Raw genomic sequence first — 19,579 nt, 5'->3', positions numbered from 1 at the left:
AGAGTAGGTCATCGTCAAGATTAAATTCCGAAACCCCAATTGCGAAAGCAGTTGGGGTTTTGTTTTGGGCGCTCGAAAATTCCGGCGCTTTCAGCAACATTAAATAAGCTGCCGTTGAGGGAATTCGATACAAAGTGTTTCTGCATTTTTGCTATGGTGCAGCACATTTTCACAAGGATTGATCTTTATCCGCAGGATGCGGCGTCGACCTTTTCCAACGAGATGCTGTAGAAATGCCTGAACCAATACCTATCAAAGATCACGAAAAAGAAAACCGTTTGGTCAACAAACGTTTGTTTGCCTGCGCATTGCTGGTAATTGGGATCACGTGCGCCTTGGTGGGGCGTATGTATTTTTTGCAAGTCGTGCAGTACGACTACCACTCAACAATTTCGGAAAACAACCGGGTCCACGTACTGCCCATCACACCGACTCGCGGCTTGATCTATGACCGTAATGGTGTAGTCCTGGCCGACAACCGCCCGAGTTACAACTTGACCATCACCCGTGAGCGCACAGCCGACCTCAAGGGTGAACTGGACGAAATCGTCAATCTGCTGCATCTGCCAGCCGAAGACCGTGCGGTGTTTGATAAGGCGCTCAAGCAGGCCCGCCACCCGTTTGTTCCCGTCACGTTGTTCTACGAGTTGACCGAAGAGCAGATCGCCGTTTTGGCCGTCAACGAGTTCCGTCTACCTGGGGTGGACGTGGAACCACAATTCGTTCGCCACTACCCCCTGGGCGCGCACTTTGCCCATTCCATTGGCTACGTCGGTCGTATTAACGAAAAGGAATCCAAGACCCTTGATTCGGTGGAGTACCGCGGTACCCAATCTATCGGCAAAACCGGAATCGAGCGTTTTTACGAGTCTGAACTGCATGGCCATGTCGGTTATGAAGAGGTAGAGACCAACGCACAGGGCCGTGTGCTGCGCGTGCTCAAGCACACCGATCCGATCCCTGGCAAAAACATCGTCCTGAGCCTTGACGTCAAGCTACAGGAAGCTGCCGAAGAGGCCTTGGGTGACCGTCGTGGTTCGGTGGTCGCCCTGGACCCGCAGACCGGTGAAGTACTGGCTATGGTCAGTAAACCGAGTTTCGATCCGAACCTGTTTGTCACAGGCATTAGCTTCAAGGAGTACGCTGCGCTACACGACTCCATTGACCGACCGCTGTTCAACCGCGTGTTACGCGGGCTTTATGCGCCGGGCTCAACCATCAAGCCGGAAGTGGCCATCGCCGGTCTTGACAGTGGCGTTGTTACTCCACAAACCCGAGTGTTCGACCCGGGTTACTATCAGTTGCCAGACTTTGACCATAAATACCGCAACTGGAACCACAGTGGTGACGGCTGGGTGGACATGGACGCGGCCATCATGCGTTCCAACGACACTTACTTCTACGATCTGGCCCATAAACTCGGGATCGATCGCCTGCATGACTATCTGGCCGAGTTCGGCCTGGGTCAGAAAGTGTCCCTGGATATGTTCGAAGAGTCTGCCGGCTTAATGCCATCCCAGGCCTGGAAGCGTGCAACCCGACGCCAGCCGTGGTTCCCAGGCGAAACCGTGATCCTCGGCATTGGTCAAGGCTACATGCAAGTAACACCTCTGCAATTGGCCCAGGCCACTGCATTGATCGCCAACAAAGGCGTATGGAACCGACCGCACCTGGCCAAGACAATCAATGGTGTGCCACCGGTGGATGAGCACCCAATGCCCAACGTGATCCTCAAGGACCCGCGTGACTGGGAACAGGTCAACCATGGCATGCAATTGGTGATGCACGATCCCCGCGGTATCGCCCGAGCGGCAGCGCAAGGCGCGCAATACCGCATCGCCGGCAAGAGTGGTACCGCCCAGGTGGTGGCGATCAAGCAGGGTGAGCGCTACAACCGTAACAAGACGTTGGAGCGGCATCGCGATAACGCCTTGTTCGTCGGTTTCGCGCCGGCCGAACATCCGAAAATCGTGATTTCAGTCATGATCGAAAACGGTGAGGCCGGCGGCCGTGTAGCCGGGCCTGTGGTGCGACAGATCATGGATGCCTGGCTGCTCGACCAGGAAGGCCATCTCAAGCCGCAATATGCAGCGCCGGCCAAGGCGCCCGGCGATCCAAGGGTTTGACTCAAACCTCCCACTCATCCCAGCGTGCTACGCCGTCATAGGCCAGCCACGGTACTTCATGGGCCGTCCAGATATGCGAGGTGGGCCTGACGCCCGGATCATCATCCAGCGTCGCCACCCGCACGATCACGTGAGGCTGATGCCCACGTTCAGCGATCAGATGTGAGCCGCAGCGCGAGCAGAAATGTCTGAATTTGCCCGGTGAAGATTCAAATGACGACAGCAGCTCTTCACCCTGCGTCCAGCGAAAATGCTCACGCATCACCCCGGCCGTGGCAACAAATGCTGCCGCGTGTGCCTTGCGGCAGCTTTCGCAGTGGCAGTGGCTGATGGGCATGTCCAGGCTGTCCACTTGGTAGCGCACGCCTTTGCACAAGCAACTTCCATTCAGTGGGTCAGTCATAACCTATGGCCAGGCAAGGAGGGGGTCATCATCATCGCGCACAACGCAAGGTTGCGCATTGATTGATGTCGCCTACTGTTCAATGAAGGAGGTGACTTATGCACGTATTAGATCGCATCGAACGTAAAGTCCTGCTCAATGCGTCACGTAAACAGGTTTGGGAGGCTCTCACACAGGCCGAGCAATTTGGACACTGGTTCGGTATCGCGCTTAAGGGTAAAACTTTTGTGGCTGGGGAAACCATCGAAGCGCCGATTACCTATCCAGGTTATGAACATGTCGTATGGAAGGCCCGGATCGAACGTATCCTGCCCCAAACGCTGTTTTCCTTCTGGTGGCATCCTTTTGCAGTGGAAGAGGGCGTCGACTACGACAAAGAGGAGCCGACGCTGGTGGAGTTCACGATTGAAGATCGCGCTCCAGGCATTCTGTTGCGGGTCGTTGAGTCCGGTTTTGACAAGGTGCCCGAAGCGCGGCGTCAGAAAGCCTTCAAAATGAACTCCCGTGGCTGGGATGAGCAAATGGGCAATATCGAAAATTATCTGAGCAAGCCCCCAACAAGGTGATGGCGCACACCGGAGGGCAGTCTTCACTCCCCTAGGCAGACAGGCCGCTGACGGGCTCACAAAGTACGTTCAGCTCGATGCCTTTTCTTGATTTGCTGGCCTTCATGCACACAGCGGTCGGTGGTGGCGTTTGCACGGATGCCGAGTAGAATCACGCACTGAAAGCGATTCCTGAGGTGCGGTACGGTGGATTTACAGCAGGGTTTTGTCCTGACCCGGCATTGGCGCGATACCCCGGCGGGCACCGAGGTCAGCTTCTGGCTGGCCACCGATCAAGGACCACGGTGCATTCGCCTACCCGTGCAGACCTCGGTGGTTTTCATCCCAGAGGCCTATCGCAAGCCACTCGATTGGCTGCTCAAGGGGGAGCGCGATCTCGAGTTGCGCCCCTTGCAGCTATGCGACTTTCATCACCGCCCGGTTCTGGGCCTCTATGCGCGCCAGCACCGCCAGTTGATGGATATCGAGAAGCGCCTGCGTGCTGCCGGGGTCGATGTCTACGAAGGTGACGTGCGCCCTCCGGAGCGCTACATGATGGAGCGTTTTATCACCGCTCCCGTCTGGTTCGGTGGCACCGCTTATTCAAGCGGCACCTTGCTCGACGCGCAAATGAAGCCTGCCCCCGACTACCGTCCTCCCTTGAAGCTGGTGTCCCTGGACATCGAGACCACCGCCCAGGGCGATCTTTACTCCATCGCTCTTGAAGGCTGTGGCGAACGCCAGGTGTACATGCTCGGCCCGCCGAACAAAACCGAAGCCGTGGATTTCAAGCTCGACTATTGCGACACCCGCGCTCAACTGATCGAACACCTCAACCAATGGCTGGCCACTTTTGACCCCGACGCGATCATCGGCTGGAACGTGGTGCAGTTCGACCTGCGCGTACTCCACGAACACGCCCAACGCCTGAACGTGCCGCTGTTGCTGGGACGTGGCGGGGAATCAATGGCCTGGCGCGAACACGGTAGCCGCAATCACTACTTTGCGGCGGCGGCAGGAAGACTGATCATCGACGGTATCGAAGCGCTGCGTTCGGCCACTTGGAGTTTTGAATCCTTCAGCCTGGAAAACGTTGCACAAACCCTGCTCGGCGAAGGCAAGGACATCTCCACGCCGTACCAGCGCATGGACGAAATCAACCGCATGTTTGCCGAGGACAAGCCTGCCCTCGCGCGCTACAACCTCAAGGACTGCGAACTGGTCACGCGGATTTTCGAGAAGACCGAGCTGCTCAAGTTCCTGCTGGAACGTGCCAGCGTCACCGGGTTGCCGGCCGACCGTAACGGCGGCTCCGTGGCCGCCTTCACCCACCTGTACATGCCGTTGATGCACCGCCAGGGTTTTGTAGCACCGAACCTGGGCGACAAACCGCCCCAAGCCAGCCCCGGCGGTTTTGTCATGGACTCGCGCCCAGGCCTCTATGAGTCGGTGCTGGTGCTGGACTACAAAAGCCTTTACCCGTCGATCATCCGCAGCTTCCTCATCGACCCGGTGGGCTTGATCGAAGGCCTCAAGCATCCCGACGACAGCGATTCGGTGGAAGGCTTTCGCGGAGCGCGCTTCTCCCGCACCCGGCATTGCCTGCCGTCCATCGTCACGCGGGTGTCCGAAGGCCGCGAAGAGGCCAAGCGCGAGCGCAATGCGCCGTTGTCCCAGGCACTGAAGATCATCATGAACGCCTTTTACGGTGTGCTCGGCTCCAGCGGCTGCCGGTTCTTCGACACCCGGCTGGCGTCCTCGATTACCCTGCGTGGGCATCAGATCATGCGCCAGACCCGCGCCCTGGTTGAGGCCCAAGGGTACGAGGTGATTTACGGCGACACCGACTCCACCTTCGTCTGGCTGGGCAGCGCGCACTCTGCGCAGGACGCCAATCGCATCGGCCTGGCGCTGGTGCAGCACGTCAACGACTGGTGGCGCGCGCACCTGAGCAACGAGTACGGCCTGCAAAGCGCCCTGGAACTGCAATACGAAACCCACTTCAGTCGCTTCCTGATGCCGACCATTCGTGGCGCCGAGGAGGGCAGCAAAAAGCGCTATGCCGGCCTGGTCGTGCGCGAAGATGGCAGCGAAGAAATGGTCTACAAAGGCCTGGAAACCGTGCGCAGCGACTGGTCGCCCCTGGCCCGGCAATTCCAGCAGGAACTCTACCAACGCATCTTCCATCGCCAACCCCATCAAGACTACATACGCGACTATGTGCGGCGTACCTTGAGCGGCGAATTCGATGAGTTGTTGATCTACCGCAAACGCCTGCGCCGGCCCTTGCACGACTACGAACGCAACGTCCCGCCCCACGTACGCGCCGCGCGCCTGGCAGACGAGTACAACGATCGCCTGGGCCGCCCGCGTCAGTACCAGCGGGGTGGCTGGATCAGCTACGTGATCAGTGTCAACGGCCCGGAACCGCTGGAAGTGCGGCGGGCACCCATCGACTACGAGCACTACGTCACGCGCCAATTGCAGCCCGTGGCTGACGCAATCCTGCCGTTCGTGAATGACGATTTCGGTACCCTGGTAGGCGGGCAGATGGGGCTATTCTAGGTACCCGACCACAGGCTCGATATTGCCCATCGCTCAGGAGGAAACGCCCATGTACACCCTTTATGGCACCGACGAATCCGGCTCCTGCATGATCGAAATTGCCCTGCAACGCTGCGCAGTGCCGTGGCATCGCGTGCAGGCCAGTTCCTGGCAGGACGGCGAGGGTAGCGACGCGCTTGCACGAATCAATCCACTCAAGCAGATCCCCACCCTGGTCGCTCCAAATGGCCAGGTACTGACCGAAAGCGCCGCGATCCTGATCCACCTGGGCCTGGAGTATCCCAAGGCCGAGTTGCTGGCTGGCGATCGTGCGCAGATCCTGCGTGGCTTGCTGTATATCGCCGCCAACTGCTATTCGGCGATCGGTATCATCGATTACCCGCAACGCTGGTTGGGCAATGCCGATGAGGCGCAGCAAGCGCAACTGGTCAGCGGCACACGGCGCTACCTGCACCAGGCTTGGGTCGTGTTTGCCGATCAGTTTGCCGGCCAGCTGTTTACCCCGAGCAACGCGCCGAATGCACTGGGCATCATGGCGGCAGCGGTGTCGCGTTGGGACGACGCGCGCGAGGTGCTCGGCAACCTGGCGCCGGGCTTTGCGCAGAGCCTGGAGCGGGTAGACGCTGACCCTGTCGTGGCCCCCGTTTTTGCCCGGCATTGGCCGCAGTGGAAGGTCTCGTAACCGGAAGAAACAATGACCGAGCCACTGTCCAAGCCCTTGCGTAGCGGGCTTCCTGACCTACTCTTCTCAGAGTGGTGTAGGAATCATCCTTGAATTTGGCTGTCGCAGACATGAAACTCAAGAACCCTGCATGGAATTCAAAGGAGGTGCGCATGCTCATCCGGTCGCTGACCCTGGCTACCTTGATGGCTTTTACGGGGCCGTTGTTGGCCGCTGATGATAATCCGCTCAAGCAGGAATTGGGCAAGACGCGCCCCCTGGTGGTCGTGGAGCTTGATGCTGGAAACCCGACACTGGCAACGCTGAAGAAACAACTGGAAGAGACTGCCACTAAGCAGGCCTTCGAAGAGCGCAGCATGGTGTTCTACACCGTGAAGTTCGGCAGCATTGGTGCCGAAGGGGAGAAGTTCGCCAAGGATCCCAAAGACAGCAAAAAGCTCACGCCGCCTGAAACCAACGCACTGATCCGTGCCCTCAAGCTCGGCGTCGGCAGCGGCACCAAAGTGATTCTGGTCGGCAAGGACGGCGAGAAGAAACTCGAAAAAACCGTGCCGCCGGACAGCCTCGACCTGAAGGAATTCTTCAGCGCCATCGACCAGATGCCGATGGCAGAAAAAGAAGCAGCTGCCGTGGCAGAACCTGAGCCTGCCGCGCCTGCTGCGCCGGCCAAGGGGGCCAAACCTGGCAAACCCGTCAGCAAGTCGGCGCCTCAGCAACTTGATGATTGAACTACATGGCCCATGTGGGAGCTGGCTTGTTGTGGCAAGCAAGCCCGCTTCCTCATTAGTCCTGTAGTGCTTTTACGGTTTAGGCGCTTTGCGCACCGGAAACGGAAAATAGAAAAACCGCAAGAACGCCACCCGCTTGATCACTTCCCCTATCAGCAACGGCACCAACAGTGCCACCACCAAACCTACACATGCCGCCATGAACGGATGCAGGCCCAGGCGCTCCATCAGGTCAAACGTCTTGTGCTGGATTTCGCCATGAAAGATCAACAGAATCAGGGTGGACTGGCCGATATAGGTCATCACTCGGGTGAGCAGCGCCGACACCATCAACACCCGCGCCAGCGCCCAGCAAATGTACACGCCGATCACTGCCAGCAGGCTGGTCCACAGCCAGTGGTCGTAGCGTCGCTGGGCCAAGTCCATGGTGTCGTGGCTGTAAATGAACACGGCGGCGAACAGCACCACCGAGATCAACAGGGTCAGCAACGAACCTTCATGCCGGCGCAGCCAATCGCGCAGCAGGTAGCCATAGATGAAGTAGGTGCTGCTGATCAGCGTGACGTCGAGGCTGAAGGGCAGGCCGGGCAGCGTCCAGGTGTGGTCACCGACGCTCACCGGTATCTGCCAGAACCATTGCAGCGTCCAGATGCCTAGCAACAGTTGCACGCCGATCAGCATGCAGGCGGCCACCAGGGGCAGCTTCAAGCGCTGGATCAGCCGCAGCATCAGCCAGCTGAATAGAATCGCCACCCAGAAGTGCGGCAAGAACCACAGCGCTTGCCATGGGATAGTGTCCACCGAGGCATACAGCACGCCGCCTATATCCGGCAGCAGCGGTTGCCCCCGCAGTACGTCACGTACGATCACGTACAGCAGCATGGTGAAAAAAAACGGCTTGAGCAGGCCATCGGCCTTGCGCACCGCCATCTCCACGAACGGTTGCTCGGGCTTGAAGAACACCCCTGACAGGAAAAAGAACAACGGCAGCACGAACGACGCCAGGATCGGGTACATCAAGTCCAGCGAGGTGGCGACGAACCAGCTGTGGCCATACACAATAATCAGGATACCAATGCCCTTGGCGATATCCATTTGAATCCAACGATGTTTCATCTAAGTCTTCCCGAACGATCATTCACGCCTTGCGCCACGGCCTAAGCCACAGCCCCATGCCCAGCAACACCAAAGCACCTGCCAGGGTACTCAACCCCAACTGCAGCCATACATCTTGCAACCCGAACAACACCAGCGCCGCCAGCCCCAGCATCAACGTGTCTAGCAGCCAGTGCCGCGCCCAAGGCAGTGCCGTGAGCAGCCCCTGGCGCTGCATCAGCAGCAGCGCGGTGCAGATCACCCCAGCCAACGCCGCCAACGGAATACCGGCCAGGCCAAATGCAAACGGCAGTACGCAGAGCAACAGCACGTTGACCAGGCTGCCCAATAATTCACAGCGCAGCGGCTGGCGCGTATCGCCCGCGGCATACGCATAGCGCGCCAGCAGGGCGTTCCACGCGCCAAACACCAAGGGCACGGCAAACCATGCCAGCAGCAGTGGCAGAGGCGAATCAACCGATTGCTTGGGCAGCAGCAACGCCACCAGACTGGGCGCCGCCGCCACCAGGCCGACGCCGGCCGGCAGCGTCAGCACACTGGCGGTTTCCAGGCCGCGCTTGAGCAGGGCCAGGCGTTCATCGCCCTGGCGGCGGCTCATCATGCCCAGCAGCACCTGGTTGAGGCTCATCAGCGCAATCAGTGGCAGGTTCATCAGCTTGCGGGCCAGGTTGACCCAGGTCACCGCGCCTTCCCCCAGCAGCGACGCCACCAGGCGTTCGATCAAAGCCAAGCCCTGGCTGGCGCCGTTGCTCAGTAACAGCGGGCCTATACGCTGGCCCAACTCCCGCAGGGGGGCAACCGCCAGCTGTATGCGCCACGGCCGCCAGCCCTGACGCCAAATCGACGGCAGCAACGCCAAAGGCATCAACAGGCTACCGGCGAGACAGGCCAAGGCGAGGCCATGGGGTTGACTGGCCGTGCCGGCCAACGCGAGATAGGCCACCGGCGGCAGGTTGAACAACAACGAGCCGAGCCCTGCCAGCACAAAACGCTCGCTGGCCTGCAAGGGAATACTGAACAGTGCATGCAGCATCAAGCCTGGCACGCACCAGGCCACGACCTGCAAATTGCTGGCGGCGAGGGCGGTGGCACTGGTCGCCAGCCCTGGGCCCAGTACCTGCACCAGCCAGGGGGCTGACAGCATCAGCAGCAGACTGACCAGCAGGGCAACCAACAGCAATGCCGGGAACAACACGGCCAGCCAATCGAGGCGCTCGCTGTCCTTGCGCTGCAAGTAGAGCGGCAACGCGGCGGCGCTCAACACGCCACCGGCCAGTGACATTCGCAGCGCCTCGGGCAAGAACAGTGCGATCAAGAACGCATCACTGCGCTCCCCCGCGCCCCAGGCCGCCACAAGTAACCATTCGCGTGCGAACCCCAGGCACAGGCCGAGCAGGGTCGCCAGGGTCAGCCATACGGCAGAACCGAGCATCAGGGGCGCGCGCCATCAAGCAGCGGCTTGCGAAAAACCACAGTCTTGACCTGTGGCAGGCGCGCTGGGAACAAGCGCCGTGCTTCCAGCACATTGATCCCCACCATCAGCCAGAACAGCGCGACCATCACGACGGCAAAACTGAAGTAGTGGTCAAATAACCCACTGACCAGCGCCGACAGAATTCCTGCCGTGCTGCCCAGCCACAGGGCATTGTCCTTGGTCAGGCGGATCGGGCCTTTTTCCGGCCTGGCTTCACGCCACCAACGCACCGTAACGGCTATAAAGAGCAGCATGCCGACGATGCCGGTCTTGTAGATAAAGTTCAGCCACAGGTTGGAGATCCCCAGCAAGTGTGTGCCCGGTACCGGAGGGTCAACCTTGAAGCCAATGCCGAACGGATACGCCACCATGGCCTGGGGGAACATGCGGTATTCATCAAAACGAACTTCGGTGCTGGCGTTGCTCGACGAAAAGATCGTCGCCAAGCGTTCCTGCAGCGGTGGATAGGCCATTACCAAGGCCACGGTCAACGCCGCGCCGATCATCAACAAGCGTCCGGTGTAAGGCACGCGGCGGGTGGCCATCCACATCAGTACCAGCGCCAGGCTGACCATCGCGCCACGGCTGCTGGCCAACAGCAACGCCGCCGCTCCCAGGCACGCCACGCCAAGGCCCAGCGCACGTTTGAAACCTTGTTCGGTCATGCCGTAACAGAACGCCAGGGGCAGCAACAGCGCCATGATCCCGCCGATGGCGTTCGGGTGCATCCACGGTGAACCCATGCGCGACGACATGGCTTCCAGGCCGAATTTCAACATGTCGAAGTTGCCGTAGTTGAGAAGGGCGAGAATCGGCGCAATCCCTGCCCCGGAGCGCGTGCGCACGAACACGGCGATCGACATCACCAGCATCGCCAGAGTGCCCAGCAGCAAGGCGATCACCAGGCTTTCGCGGCGTTTATAGTCCACCAGCAGCTTGGCGGCCAGGAACACCCCCGACAGGTTCAACAACCAGCGCAGCCAGTTGGCTACGCCGCTGCTTTCGGCGTGGATGCTCACCTGGCCAACGATAAACGGGAACACACTGAACAGCATCAACCACAGCAGCATCTGGTCGGTGGGCCGGCGTGCCAGGCGCGGTGCATCGGGCAGGCGCGACAGGAAGCTGTGCCACAGCACGGCGCCCCAGGTCAGCGCCAGGATGGCTTCGCTTACCGTGCTGCGGATGCCCAGGTTGAGGGTGGAGTAGGGCATGAAGGTCGCGACCAGGGCAAACAGCAACAAGCCCCAGAAGGGAAAGCGCAGGATGGTCACGGCTGCCGCAACACCCATTACAGCAAGAAAGGCCTTGGCCGGTGACAGCGCCAGGGCGGCTGCACCAAACAGCACGCCGAAGAGGATGGCGACGAGGCTTGCCAGGGAGAGTCTCATTTCAGTTCCTCGATCAGTTCGGCCAGGCGCCGACGATAGGCGTTTGGGTTGTAGCGTTCGGCCCATTGCTTGCGTTGTTCTGCAGAAGACTCGTCGCTGCGCTCGCCCAGGCTCAGCATCAGTTGCACCAACGCCGGGCCATCGGTCGGGGAAAACCGCGGCGCCGACGGCGGGGTGATTTCATCCAGCGAGGTACCGCTGGCCACGGCCACAGGTGTGCCGACGCTCAGCGCTTCAATCACCGGTAAACCAAACCCTTCCGCGTAGGAGGGCTGCCACACACGCGACGCCTGGCGGTACAACGCCTGCAGTTGGGCATCGGTGACACCACTGAGTGCGCGAATTCCCGGTAGCCCGCGCAGTGCTTCGGGCAAATGCTCAAGGCTGCCCACCAGCACCAATTCCGGTACAGCAGGTGATTGCTGCCGCGCCTGCTGCCAGGCCTTCACCAGAAAGGGTACGTTCTTGCGCAACTCGCGAGTGCCCACCAGTAGCCAAAAGGCTTCGGGTAAGTGGAGATCGGACAGGTCTGCTGCCGGCTCATTGAACCCATCCACCTGATTAGGCAGCACACGCACCTTGCCCGCCGCCTGGGGAAACAGGCGTACGGTTTCATCGGCACTGTATTGCGAGGGTGTCCACACGCGGTCGGCGCTGCGCACCGCATAGGCAATCGACAGCCGGTCGCTGGTCTTGTAGACCAGGGCCTTGAGGCGATTGGCGTGGTAGTTGTCCAAAGTGATCTGGAACAGGTCGTGCAGCAGTACCACAGTGCGCAGCCCCTTGGGCTTGGGTGGTAATGGCAAGCCCATATTGAAGGTGCTGATGTACAGGTCAATCTGTTGTTCGCGCAGGGCCCGGGGTAAAAAGCCGGCTTCGAAACGCAGGCGATTCTGTGGCTGATGCATCGCCGTCTTCGCGCAACCCCAGGTCGGGCAGTGGGCCTGCAAGCGTGTCTGGTCGCCCAGCGGGGCCACGGTAAACCGTTCCAATTCGATACCCGGCAAGGCACGCAAGGCGCTTTCCAGGGCATACACCTGGCGGCTGATACCCGATTGCGGCGAGGTGCCGACGGTGCGGTAATCCAGGCCTACACGCATACAGGCTCCTTTTGAGTGAGCGGCGACAGGCTGGCGTACACCTGCTCCAATTGGCTGGCGGCCACGCTCCAGTCATGGGCGCGCCGCACATAGGCGCGCCCGGCTTCGCCCATGGGCGCTGCGGCCGCGGGGAATTGCAGCAGGCGTACTACAGCATTCGCCAGGTCAGCGGCGGTTTGCCCTGCGAGGTAGTCCAAGCCGTCGACCAGGTCCAGGCCCGACACGCCCTGCTCGGTGCTGGCCAGGGGCAGGCCGGCCGCCAGCGCTTCCAGCACTTTGAGCTTGGAGCCGCCGCCATGGCGCAACGGTGCCAGGAACACTGAACAACTCGATTGCAGGCTCAGCAGGTTCGGCACGAAGCCTTGCCACTCAATGCGGGGGTCCTGCCAGCGCTCGCGCCAGCCTTCGGGCATGCCGAAACCGCACACGCTCATGCGCGCATCCGGGCAGCGCTCCCAGACTTTGGGCAGGATTTCATCCAGGGCCCACTCGATCGCGTCCACATTGGGCGCGTACTCATAGTTCCCGAGAAACAGTACACGGCGTGTCGATGGATCTGGGTGTGCAGCGGCAAAGTGGTCGCAGTCCACGCCATTGACCACCACCGGCACCGGTTTGCCGGCGATGCCTTGCATCACCTGTGCATCGCTGTCGGTTACTGCTACCACCTGGGTAGCCTGGCGCATTACCCGGCGTTCCCAGCGCATATAGCGCCATTGATCGTAGCGAATGAACGGCAGCGCCCAGCTCGGCAGGCGGTCATAGGTGGCCGCGCCCAGGGCCGATTCCACGTTGTGTTCGGTGAGCACGAAGGGCTGGGACTTGCGCACCAGGGCGTCTTCATACGGCTGGAAGCTGTAGCTGTGTTCTATTTGCACCACATCCCAGTGCTCATTGAGCAGTTGGTTGAATCGGTCCTGCAACGCCCCCGACAGCCCATTCACGCTGGCCAGCAAGGGGTAGGGTGCAAAGAGTCCGGCCACCAGGGTCTTCACGCTGCGCAGTGGGCGGCGGGGCAAGATGATCAATTGCTCGAGAAAGGCTTCCAGTACCTGGCGATCGGTCAGCGATACCGGGTGTTTGTCATGCAGTAGCAAGGTGATCCGATGCCCCCGGGCCGCCAGGCTGCGCAGCAGGTGGAACTGACGCGTCTTGCCGCCGCTGGTGGCGGGCCAGGGTGAGTAGGGCAGGATCCATAAAATGCGCATGACGGGTTTCAATCCCATAACAGAATTTGCAGGTTCGGCTTGACCACAACGGTCAAGCCGTTGGTGCCGCTCACTGGGGTTTGCGTGCCGCGCAGCGGGTCATACAGGGTGGCGTTGGCGAGGTCCGGCAGGTGCGCATTACCGCCTTTTGCCGACCAGAAGAACCACAGCTTGCGACCATCGGCGCGGGTCCATCCGATGCTGAACAGGCCCTCGGGCAGTTGATCGGCGGCGGGTGGGTCGCCAGGCGTCAATTGCGGTCCGCTGACGTCGAGAAAATGCTTCAGTGCGGTATAGACCGGTTTTGGCTTGGCATCGAGGTCGAGCAAGCCGTAGGCACGGTCGCGCACGCTGGCGCGCTGGTCGAGGTCGCTCAAGGTAAACAGGAAGATCTTGTCGAAATCCATCGCGCTCATCAGGGCCAGGCGGCGGAGCACATAGTCGGCCTGGCCTTGCAGGGTAATGATGTCCTGGACTTCCTTGGGCCCCGTGTACGCTGACCAGCCCCATTCGGTGCTCCACAGCGTCTTGACGCCATTGCTGCGCAGTTTCTGGTTGAGCGCAGTTGTCTTGGCGACGAAGTCCAGGTTGGCGGGGTCGTTTCCTTCGGGCAACTGGGTGTAAGGGTGATAGGACATCACGGTGTTCAGGCTGGGCACGCCGAGGGCATCGAAGGCGTCGAGCATGGTCTGGCCGTTGGGCATCTCGCTGAAAAACGCCAGGCCAGCCGCCACCACTGGTTTATTCGGGTTGACCGCACGCAGGGCCGCGGCGCTGCTTTTCAGCAGGGCGGCGTAGCCGGCCGGGTCGGCCACGGGGCGCCAGAAGCCGAGCAGATTCGGTTCATTCCAAACCTGCCAGGCATCAACGCTGGGATAACGTTGGGCCAACAGCGCCATGCGGATCGCGAACACATTCGGGTCCTTGGGCGGGTACTGGTCCTGATACGGCGCACCCACGGGCGCTGTGGTGATGAAGGGCGCCGAACCCACCAGGTAGAAGACCGACTTGAGCTGGTTGTCCTGCAACTTGGCCACCAGTTCGTCCAGCGTGGCCACCTGGTACTGATCAGCCACCGGCTCCAACCGATCCCAATGCAGGTCCAGGCGTACCCACTGCAAGCCCAGGTCCTTGAGACGGTCGATCTGCATCTGGTAACGCTGGGGGCTGAACCACAGGAACTGCGCGTTCACTCCCAGGAAATCCTTCCACACCAGCACCTTGTTGCCCTTGAGCACATGGCTCTCGGCATCGGCCGGGCGCCCCCAGATAAAGACGGTAACGCCCATGACCGCCACCAGTGCAAGCGTGGCCAAGTACGTACGTTTACGCACCATAAGGGGCCCCCGCAATCGCTTGCTCAAAAAGCTGCTTGAACTGCCGTGCGGTCAGTGGCCACAGGCGTTGGCCGCCAATGTGCGCGGCGCGTTCGGCCCAGTCCCTGGCCAGCGTCGGGGTCTGCGCCAGGCGCAGTAGTTGCGCGCTCAACGCGGCGACGTCGCCTTGGGGATAGATTGCGCCGTTTCCGCTGGCAACCTCTTCGGCAAATGCCCGTGCATCCGAAGTAATCGCCCCGCGCCCGCACGCGGCGGCCCAGGACAACGCGCCGCTGGTGCCGCGCTGGCGACCCAGCAGGCCGAGTTTTTTCGATTCGCGATACGGCAGCACCATCACGTGGTGCGCCTGTATCGTCTGCGCAATCTCGCTGGCCGGCAGGTTCAGCCGCCAGTCGATGGAGCCAGACAGGCCAAGGTCGGCTATCTGGCGGTTCAATTGTTCAAGGTAATTGCCGCCCGCCCCAAACGCCATTTCGGCGGCAGTGCCACCGGCCAGGGTCAGGCGCACACGGTCACGCAATTGGGGGGCTTGCTGGAAAACTGCGGCCAGGGCCTGTAACAGGTCTTCAATGCCTTTGCCCCGGTAGATAAAGCCGAAATACAGCAGGTGCAGCGTATCCAGGGGCGGCAGCGCCACCGCCGCAATCGCCAGGTTGGCATGGTTGATCACCGCCACTTTACCTGCGGGCAATTGCATGCGTTGGCTGAGGCAATCGGCGCCCAGGCGGGTGAGGGTGATCAGTCTTGTGAGGCCGCGGGCCACCTGCCGCTCTTCACGCAGGGTCAGCGGGTCTGCCAGCACCACCGCCGCTTGCGGCAACGGGCTGGGCAAGCGCTCCAACAGATTGAGCGGGAAGGGCAGTTGCTCGCGCCGCCATACCATGCGCTCGGGGTCATGCACGGTGGCCGTCAGCGGCAGGTTGGGATAGGCCTTGCGCAACTCGCGCAACGCCAGGAACTCCCCCAGCCGGCCGCCGCCCAGCTCGGCGTGGACCAGGTCCACGCTCTGCCAGTCGAATGCACCGATGGCCTGCTTGATCGCGATGCTGGTGCCCTCGACGCCGCTCAACGGTGTCGCCACCGTCACGCCCAGCTGCTCCAGTGCCGTCTTGAAATGGTTCGCGTAGTCGGCGATCCCATTTTTTTCCGGCGGCAAAGGCGCGAGCAGGGCGATGCGCATCAGAACGCCCCCCGATATTTGGCGATGGTCTGCAGCACCTTGGCCGGCACTTCGAATTTACGCCGGTTGATGATGATGCCGTCCACTTTGCCGAATGCGGTATTGAGGATCGACAGCGCATGCTCCACCACCGGGACCGTGCTTTTCTGCGCCTCCACCACCAGGGCGATCAGGTCGGCGCGACGCAGATTGACGAAGGCATCGCGGTTGTCCAGCAGCGCCGAGGCATCCAGCAGTACCACTTCGCCCGGCGCCGCCGGGGCCGCACCGCCGACACGCACAGTAATGCCGTTTTCCTGAAGCAACTGGCGCAACTGTTCCACTACGAACGTCACCCCTTCACCATGGCGCGCGGAGGTCAACCCGAGGGTCAGGCCGCGTTCAGTGATACGGTCCAACTGCAGCAGACCGTAGAGCCGGTAGATGCTCGCGTTGAATGCGTTGGTGCCTTGTGCGGTACTGGTATCCAGTTCTGGCAGGGTGGTCCACAGCGGCAGGCCGAACTTGCGTTCCACCAAGCCACCGTCATGGATGCGCTGGTCGAGCAGGTAGCACAGGTAGATCACCAGCAAGCCGACCACGATGGAAAACGGGATCGCCAACAACAACATCAACAGGGTTTTAGGGAAGATTCGGCCAGGGTTCAGGGTGGCCTCCTCAATCACCGCGATGTTGCTGATCTGGCTGTTATCCAGCTCACGGTCGATGCGCGATTTTTCCAGGTTATCGACATACAGCGCATAGTTACGCTCGGTGGCACTCAGTTCACGGGACAGGCGCGCCAGCTCCGGTTCAATCTCCAGGGCTTCCTTGCGTTGCGCCTCGAGGTTCACCAGTTGTTTCTGCTGTTGCACCAGTTGTGTACGCAGTGCCGAGTTGTTGCTGGACTCATCGAGCAGCACGCGCTGCAAGTGGATCTCCAGGGTGTTCGGCGCACGGTTTTCCGAGCTTTGCACGGTGTTGCTTTCATTCGCGACCTGGGCCTGCATGGCGCGGATCGACGCATCCAGGGCTTTGACCGGCGGCGCATTGTCGGTGTAGGTGCGCATCATGTCGGCCTTTTCCAGCAACTTCTGGTTGAGCAGGCGACGCAAGTCCTGCTGCTGCGGGTTCAGCGCAATCTGGCGTACCGTGGTCACTTCCTTGGGTTGGGTCTTGAGCTGAGTGCGGGTGCTCTCCAGGGCGCTGTCGGACGAGGCAATCAAGCGCGTGGTATTGAAGGTTTCGCCACGCAGCACGTTGATGCGCTCGGACAAATCCTCCAGGCGATCGGTGATGCTTGCCGCGCCGATCTGGTTCAAGTGGGCAAGAATCTGCTCCTTGTAGCTCTTGATTTCGGTAGCGCTGTTGGCTACCTGGCCTTCATAGAAGGCATACAGGCTCTTGCGTCCCAGGGCCTGGGTGCGTTCGTTGATGTAGGTCTCGACCCAGCTTTTGACCACCGCCTGGGCGATTTCCGGGTCGCTCCACTTGAAGCTGATGTCCATGACGGTGGAACCGGCCGCGTGGCTGACGTCGAAGTTTTTCTCCAGGCTGGCGGCCAGGCGCTCCACGGGTGTGGTCTGTTCAATGATGCCCACGGTTTCCAGCACCACGCGCACACCGTCGAACACTGCGCCGATACCACTTTTGACGTAGTACTTGGTGCGCTTCCAGAGGCCTTCCGGTGGCGGCATTTTGTCGATGACTTCCAGGTAATGCTCGGCCACCGCCCGCACGATAGGGCGACCGGTCAGCAGGCGTTCCTCATCGACAATCGGGTCGCGTTGAGTGCTCGGCATGACCAGCGCCTGGCGGTTGCTGATCTCAATGGGCAGCGTCGAATCGCGCCCCGGCTTGACCAGCAAGCGTGCGGTGGACTCGTATTTGGCTGGTAGTAAAAAGGCCCCCAGCAGAATGATCACCAGCGCCGCGATGGCCGCCAGCTTGAACTCGTGCCGGAAGATGAAGAACAAGCGCAGAAGATCGCGAAAAGAACGGATCTCGATCATGGGATGTCGCTCCTTTAGTTACTGCCGCCGCTGGTTCGGGTGTAGTTGTAGCCAACCCCGATCGACTTGGTGAATGGGATCAACTGGTTCAAGTAGGTATCTACGCCCTGGATGCGCTCGCCCACGTTGGATTTGGGCACGAACACCACATCTCCCCGCTGCAGCGGCACTTGTTTACGCCCGTTGGGGCCGGTCTTGAGGTATTGGCTGAAGTCCAGGAAGTAAGCGCGGTAGGTGCCTTGGGTATCTTCGCGCAACAGTGCGACCATGCTGGCGTTGCCCGCCGGGTTCACCCCGCCGGCGCCGACGATGGCTTGTTCCAGGGTGTTGGCCGAGGCGATCGGCACCGTGGTCGGGTTGTTTACCGCACCGCCGACGATGATCGAGTTGCCCGGTGCCTGGTTGATGTTCACCGTCACCCGTGGCTCGCGATACACCGGCGCAAGCTTGTTGCTCAGCTCGTTCGCCACCTCGGCTGGCGTGCGACGGGCTACCTGGATCGGGCCCAAGAACGGGTAGTTGATCTTGCCATCGGTTTGCACGGTGTACAGCGTCAGCTCATAGATGGTGCTGACGTTGAACGCCGACAGCGTTGGCATCTCACCGGCATCGCGCACAATGCGCAACTGATCGCCGATGCGGATACGCTCTACCGCCGGCGGCAGCTGCGCAAGCTGGTCGAGGGCGCGCTTGCCGTCCTCGACCGTCTTGCCGTCGGGGGGGACGATACGTGCAGGGGTATTGCAGGCGGCCAGTGCCATCATGGCCAGGACGAGCATAGTTCTTTTCATCAAGGGGGACTTCCTGTAGGTCATGATGCTCACCTCCAATAACCGGGAAACATGCTGATGCGCCGCTTTAGGGCGAGGGGTAGGCGGCGTTCCAGATGGCCCAGCCGATAGCCGAGCAATTTGAACGCGCTGCGCACCAGTACTTCGGGTACGCGGTGCAATGCACCGGCTGCGCGCAACGCTGCGAGTTCAGCCTGTACATAGCGTTTACCTTCACCGCCGGCATCGCCAAAGGCTTGGCGAATCCACGGCTCGCGACCGTAGAACACGCCAATGTCGAAGTAGCGGTGAAACTCATCCATGAGTCGGTAATCGTGGGAGTGGTACACCCGCGCCGTGGCGGCGTAGCGCACCTTGTAGCCATCAAGCAGCATGCGCGCCGCGACGTAGGCATCCTCACTGCCGATCACATCGGCGGGGAAGCCACCCACGGCCTGCAGGGCGCTGCGCCGGTAGACTGAAAACGAGTCGGAGCTGAAGCAGGTTTTAATCCCCAACTGCGCAGCGTCGGCAAGGCTCTTGGTGCGGCTCTGGGCGGGGTAATTGAAGTGGCGTGACTGCGCTCCCAGCACGCCAGCGCCAGGGTGCGGCAATTGCCGGCCGTAGGCCACGCCGTTGAGTGGGTCTTGTTGCAATTCTTCGAGCAGGTTGGCGAAGGTCTCGGGGTCGGCCGGGATTGCGTCCTGAGTCATCACGATCAGTGCGTCACCGCTCGTGTGTTCACTGGCCCAGCGCCGTGTGCCACCGTGGTTGAAGTCGCGTGCGTCGATAACCTCGACCCGCGCGCCAAATTCGCGAAAGCGCGCCACGGTGTCATCGCTGGACGCGCTGTCGACTACCAGCATCTCGTCCGGTTGCAGAGTCTGCATCTGCAGCGCGGGCAGCAGTCGCGTCAAATGACTGGACGCGTTGCGGGTTGGAATGATCAGCGAGATGCGCATG

The 19,579-nt window shown here is 60.9% G+C and carries 16 protein-coding genes; 5 read left to right on the top strand and 11 right to left on the bottom strand.

Annotated features, from left to right (window positions below; all coding sequences use genetic code 11):
• Window positions 1-233 precede the first annotated feature (233 nt).
• Window positions 234-2,126, top strand: a complete 1,893-nt coding sequence (gene mrdA / locus ACTJLA_RS18590) for a penicillin-binding protein 2 (protein ID WP_054898205.1) — start codon at window positions 234-236, stop codon at window positions 2,124-2,126.
• Between the two features lies 1 nt (window position 2,127).
• On the opposite strand, the gene ACTJLA_RS18585 is transcribed toward mrdA, so the two are convergent.
• Complete coding sequence (locus ACTJLA_RS18585) at window positions 2,128-2,529, bottom strand: GFA family protein (protein WP_054898206.1); 402 nt, start codon at window positions 2,527-2,529, stop codon at window positions 2,128-2,130.
• Between the two features lie 98 nt (window positions 2,530-2,627).
• On the opposite strand from ACTJLA_RS18585, the gene ACTJLA_RS18580 reads away from it, so the two are divergent.
• From ACTJLA_RS18580 to ACTJLA_RS18565, 4 genes are all read left to right on the top strand, one after another.
• On the top strand, window positions 2,628-3,095 hold the full coding sequence (locus ACTJLA_RS18580; protein WP_054922225.1) for an SRPBCC family protein: 468 nt from the start codon (window positions 2,628-2,630) through the stop codon (window positions 3,093-3,095).
• Window positions 3,096-3,281: 186 nt separating this feature from the next.
• The gene (locus tag ACTJLA_RS18575; RefSeq protein ID WP_314551525.1) at window positions 3,282-5,639 is read left to right on the top strand and encodes a DNA polymerase II; all 2,358 of its coding nucleotides are present in this window, start codon (window positions 3,282-3,284) and stop codon (window positions 5,637-5,639) included.
• A gap of 49 nt (window positions 5,640-5,688) precedes the next feature.
• Window positions 5,689-6,321, top strand: a complete 633-nt coding sequence (locus ACTJLA_RS18570) for a glutathione S-transferase family protein (protein ID WP_054922229.1) — start codon at window positions 5,689-5,691, stop codon at window positions 6,319-6,321.
• 152 nt (window positions 6,322-6,473) lie between these two features.
• Window positions 6,474-7,049 carry a DUF4174 domain-containing protein gene (locus ACTJLA_RS18565; protein ID WP_314551534.1) on the top strand — a complete coding sequence of 192 codons (576 nt, stop codon included), beginning with the start codon at window positions 6,474-6,476 and terminating at the stop codon, window positions 7,047-7,049.
• A 72-nt stretch (window positions 7,050-7,121) separates the two neighbouring features.
• On the opposite strand, the gene ACTJLA_RS18560 is transcribed toward ACTJLA_RS18565, so the two are convergent.
• From ACTJLA_RS18560 to ACTJLA_RS18515, 10 genes are read right to left on the bottom strand one after another with little or no spacing between them, the layout of a single operon-like run.
• Complete coding sequence (locus ACTJLA_RS18560) at window positions 7,122-8,165, bottom strand: acyltransferase family protein (protein WP_054922231.1); 1,044 nt, start codon at window positions 8,163-8,165, stop codon at window positions 7,122-7,124.
• 22 nt (window positions 8,166-8,187) lie between these two features.
• Complete coding sequence (locus ACTJLA_RS18555; protein WP_314551520.1) at window positions 8,188-9,597, bottom strand: lipid II flippase MurJ; 1,410 nt, start codon at window positions 9,595-9,597, stop codon at window positions 8,188-8,190.
• A complete protein-coding gene (locus tag ACTJLA_RS18550; RefSeq protein WP_054898211.1) occupies window positions 9,597-11,030 on the bottom strand; it encodes an O-antigen ligase family protein in 1,434 nt (477 codons plus the stop codon). The genes ACTJLA_RS18555 and ACTJLA_RS18550 overlap by 1 nt, the downstream gene beginning before the upstream one ends.
• Window positions 11,027-12,130, bottom strand: coding sequence for a glycosyltransferase family 4 protein (locus tag ACTJLA_RS18545; protein ID WP_198861955.1), 1,104 nt, complete (start codon window positions 12,128-12,130; stop codon window positions 11,027-11,029). Before ACTJLA_RS18545 ends, ACTJLA_RS18550 begins: the two co-directional genes overlap by 4 nt.
• Window positions 12,121-13,338, bottom strand: a complete 1,218-nt coding sequence (locus ACTJLA_RS18540; RefSeq protein ID WP_205548218.1) for a glycosyltransferase family 4 protein — start codon at window positions 13,336-13,338, stop codon at window positions 12,121-12,123. The genes ACTJLA_RS18545 and ACTJLA_RS18540 overlap by 10 nt, the downstream gene beginning before the upstream one ends.
• Window positions 13,339-13,346: 8 nt before the next feature.
• The gene (locus tag ACTJLA_RS18535; RefSeq protein ID WP_236282523.1) at window positions 13,347-14,675 is read right to left on the bottom strand and encodes a cellulase family glycosylhydrolase; all 1,329 of its coding nucleotides are present in this window, start codon (window positions 14,673-14,675) and stop codon (window positions 13,347-13,349) included.
• Window positions 14,665-15,855 (bottom strand): glycosyltransferase, encoded by a 1,191-nt coding sequence (locus ACTJLA_RS18530; protein WP_054898214.1) that lies wholly within the window; start codon window positions 15,853-15,855, stop codon window positions 14,665-14,667. Before ACTJLA_RS18530 ends, ACTJLA_RS18535 begins: the two co-directional genes overlap by 11 nt.
• A complete protein-coding gene (locus ACTJLA_RS18525) occupies window positions 15,855-17,846 on the bottom strand; it encodes a GumC family protein (protein ID WP_034125836.1) in 1,992 nt (663 codons plus the stop codon). The genes ACTJLA_RS18530 and ACTJLA_RS18525 overlap by 1 nt, the downstream gene beginning before the upstream one ends.
• Window positions 17,847-17,860: 14 nt before the next feature.
• Window positions 17,861-18,637: a polysaccharide biosynthesis/export family protein gene (locus ACTJLA_RS18520; RefSeq protein WP_034125835.1), complete on the bottom strand. Its 777-nt coding sequence runs from the start codon at window positions 18,635-18,637 to the stop codon at window positions 17,861-17,863.
• A 29-nt stretch (window positions 18,638-18,666) separates the two neighbouring features.
• Window positions 18,667-19,578, bottom strand: a complete 912-nt coding sequence (locus tag ACTJLA_RS18515; protein ID WP_252950283.1) for a glycosyltransferase family 2 protein — start codon at window positions 19,576-19,578, stop codon at window positions 18,667-18,669.
• Between the last annotated feature and the right edge of the window lies 1 nt (window position 19,579).

Origin of the sequence: Pseudomonas sp. 22072, from assembly GCF_052046095.1 — a bacterium.
In the GTDB taxonomy this organism is placed as follows: domain Bacteria; phylum Pseudomonadota; class Gammaproteobacteria; order Pseudomonadales; family Pseudomonadaceae; genus Aquipseudomonas; species Aquipseudomonas paracarnis.
The sequence above is the reverse complement of the archived record's forward strand: the minus strand, read 5'-3'. Positions and strand labels throughout refer to the sequence as shown.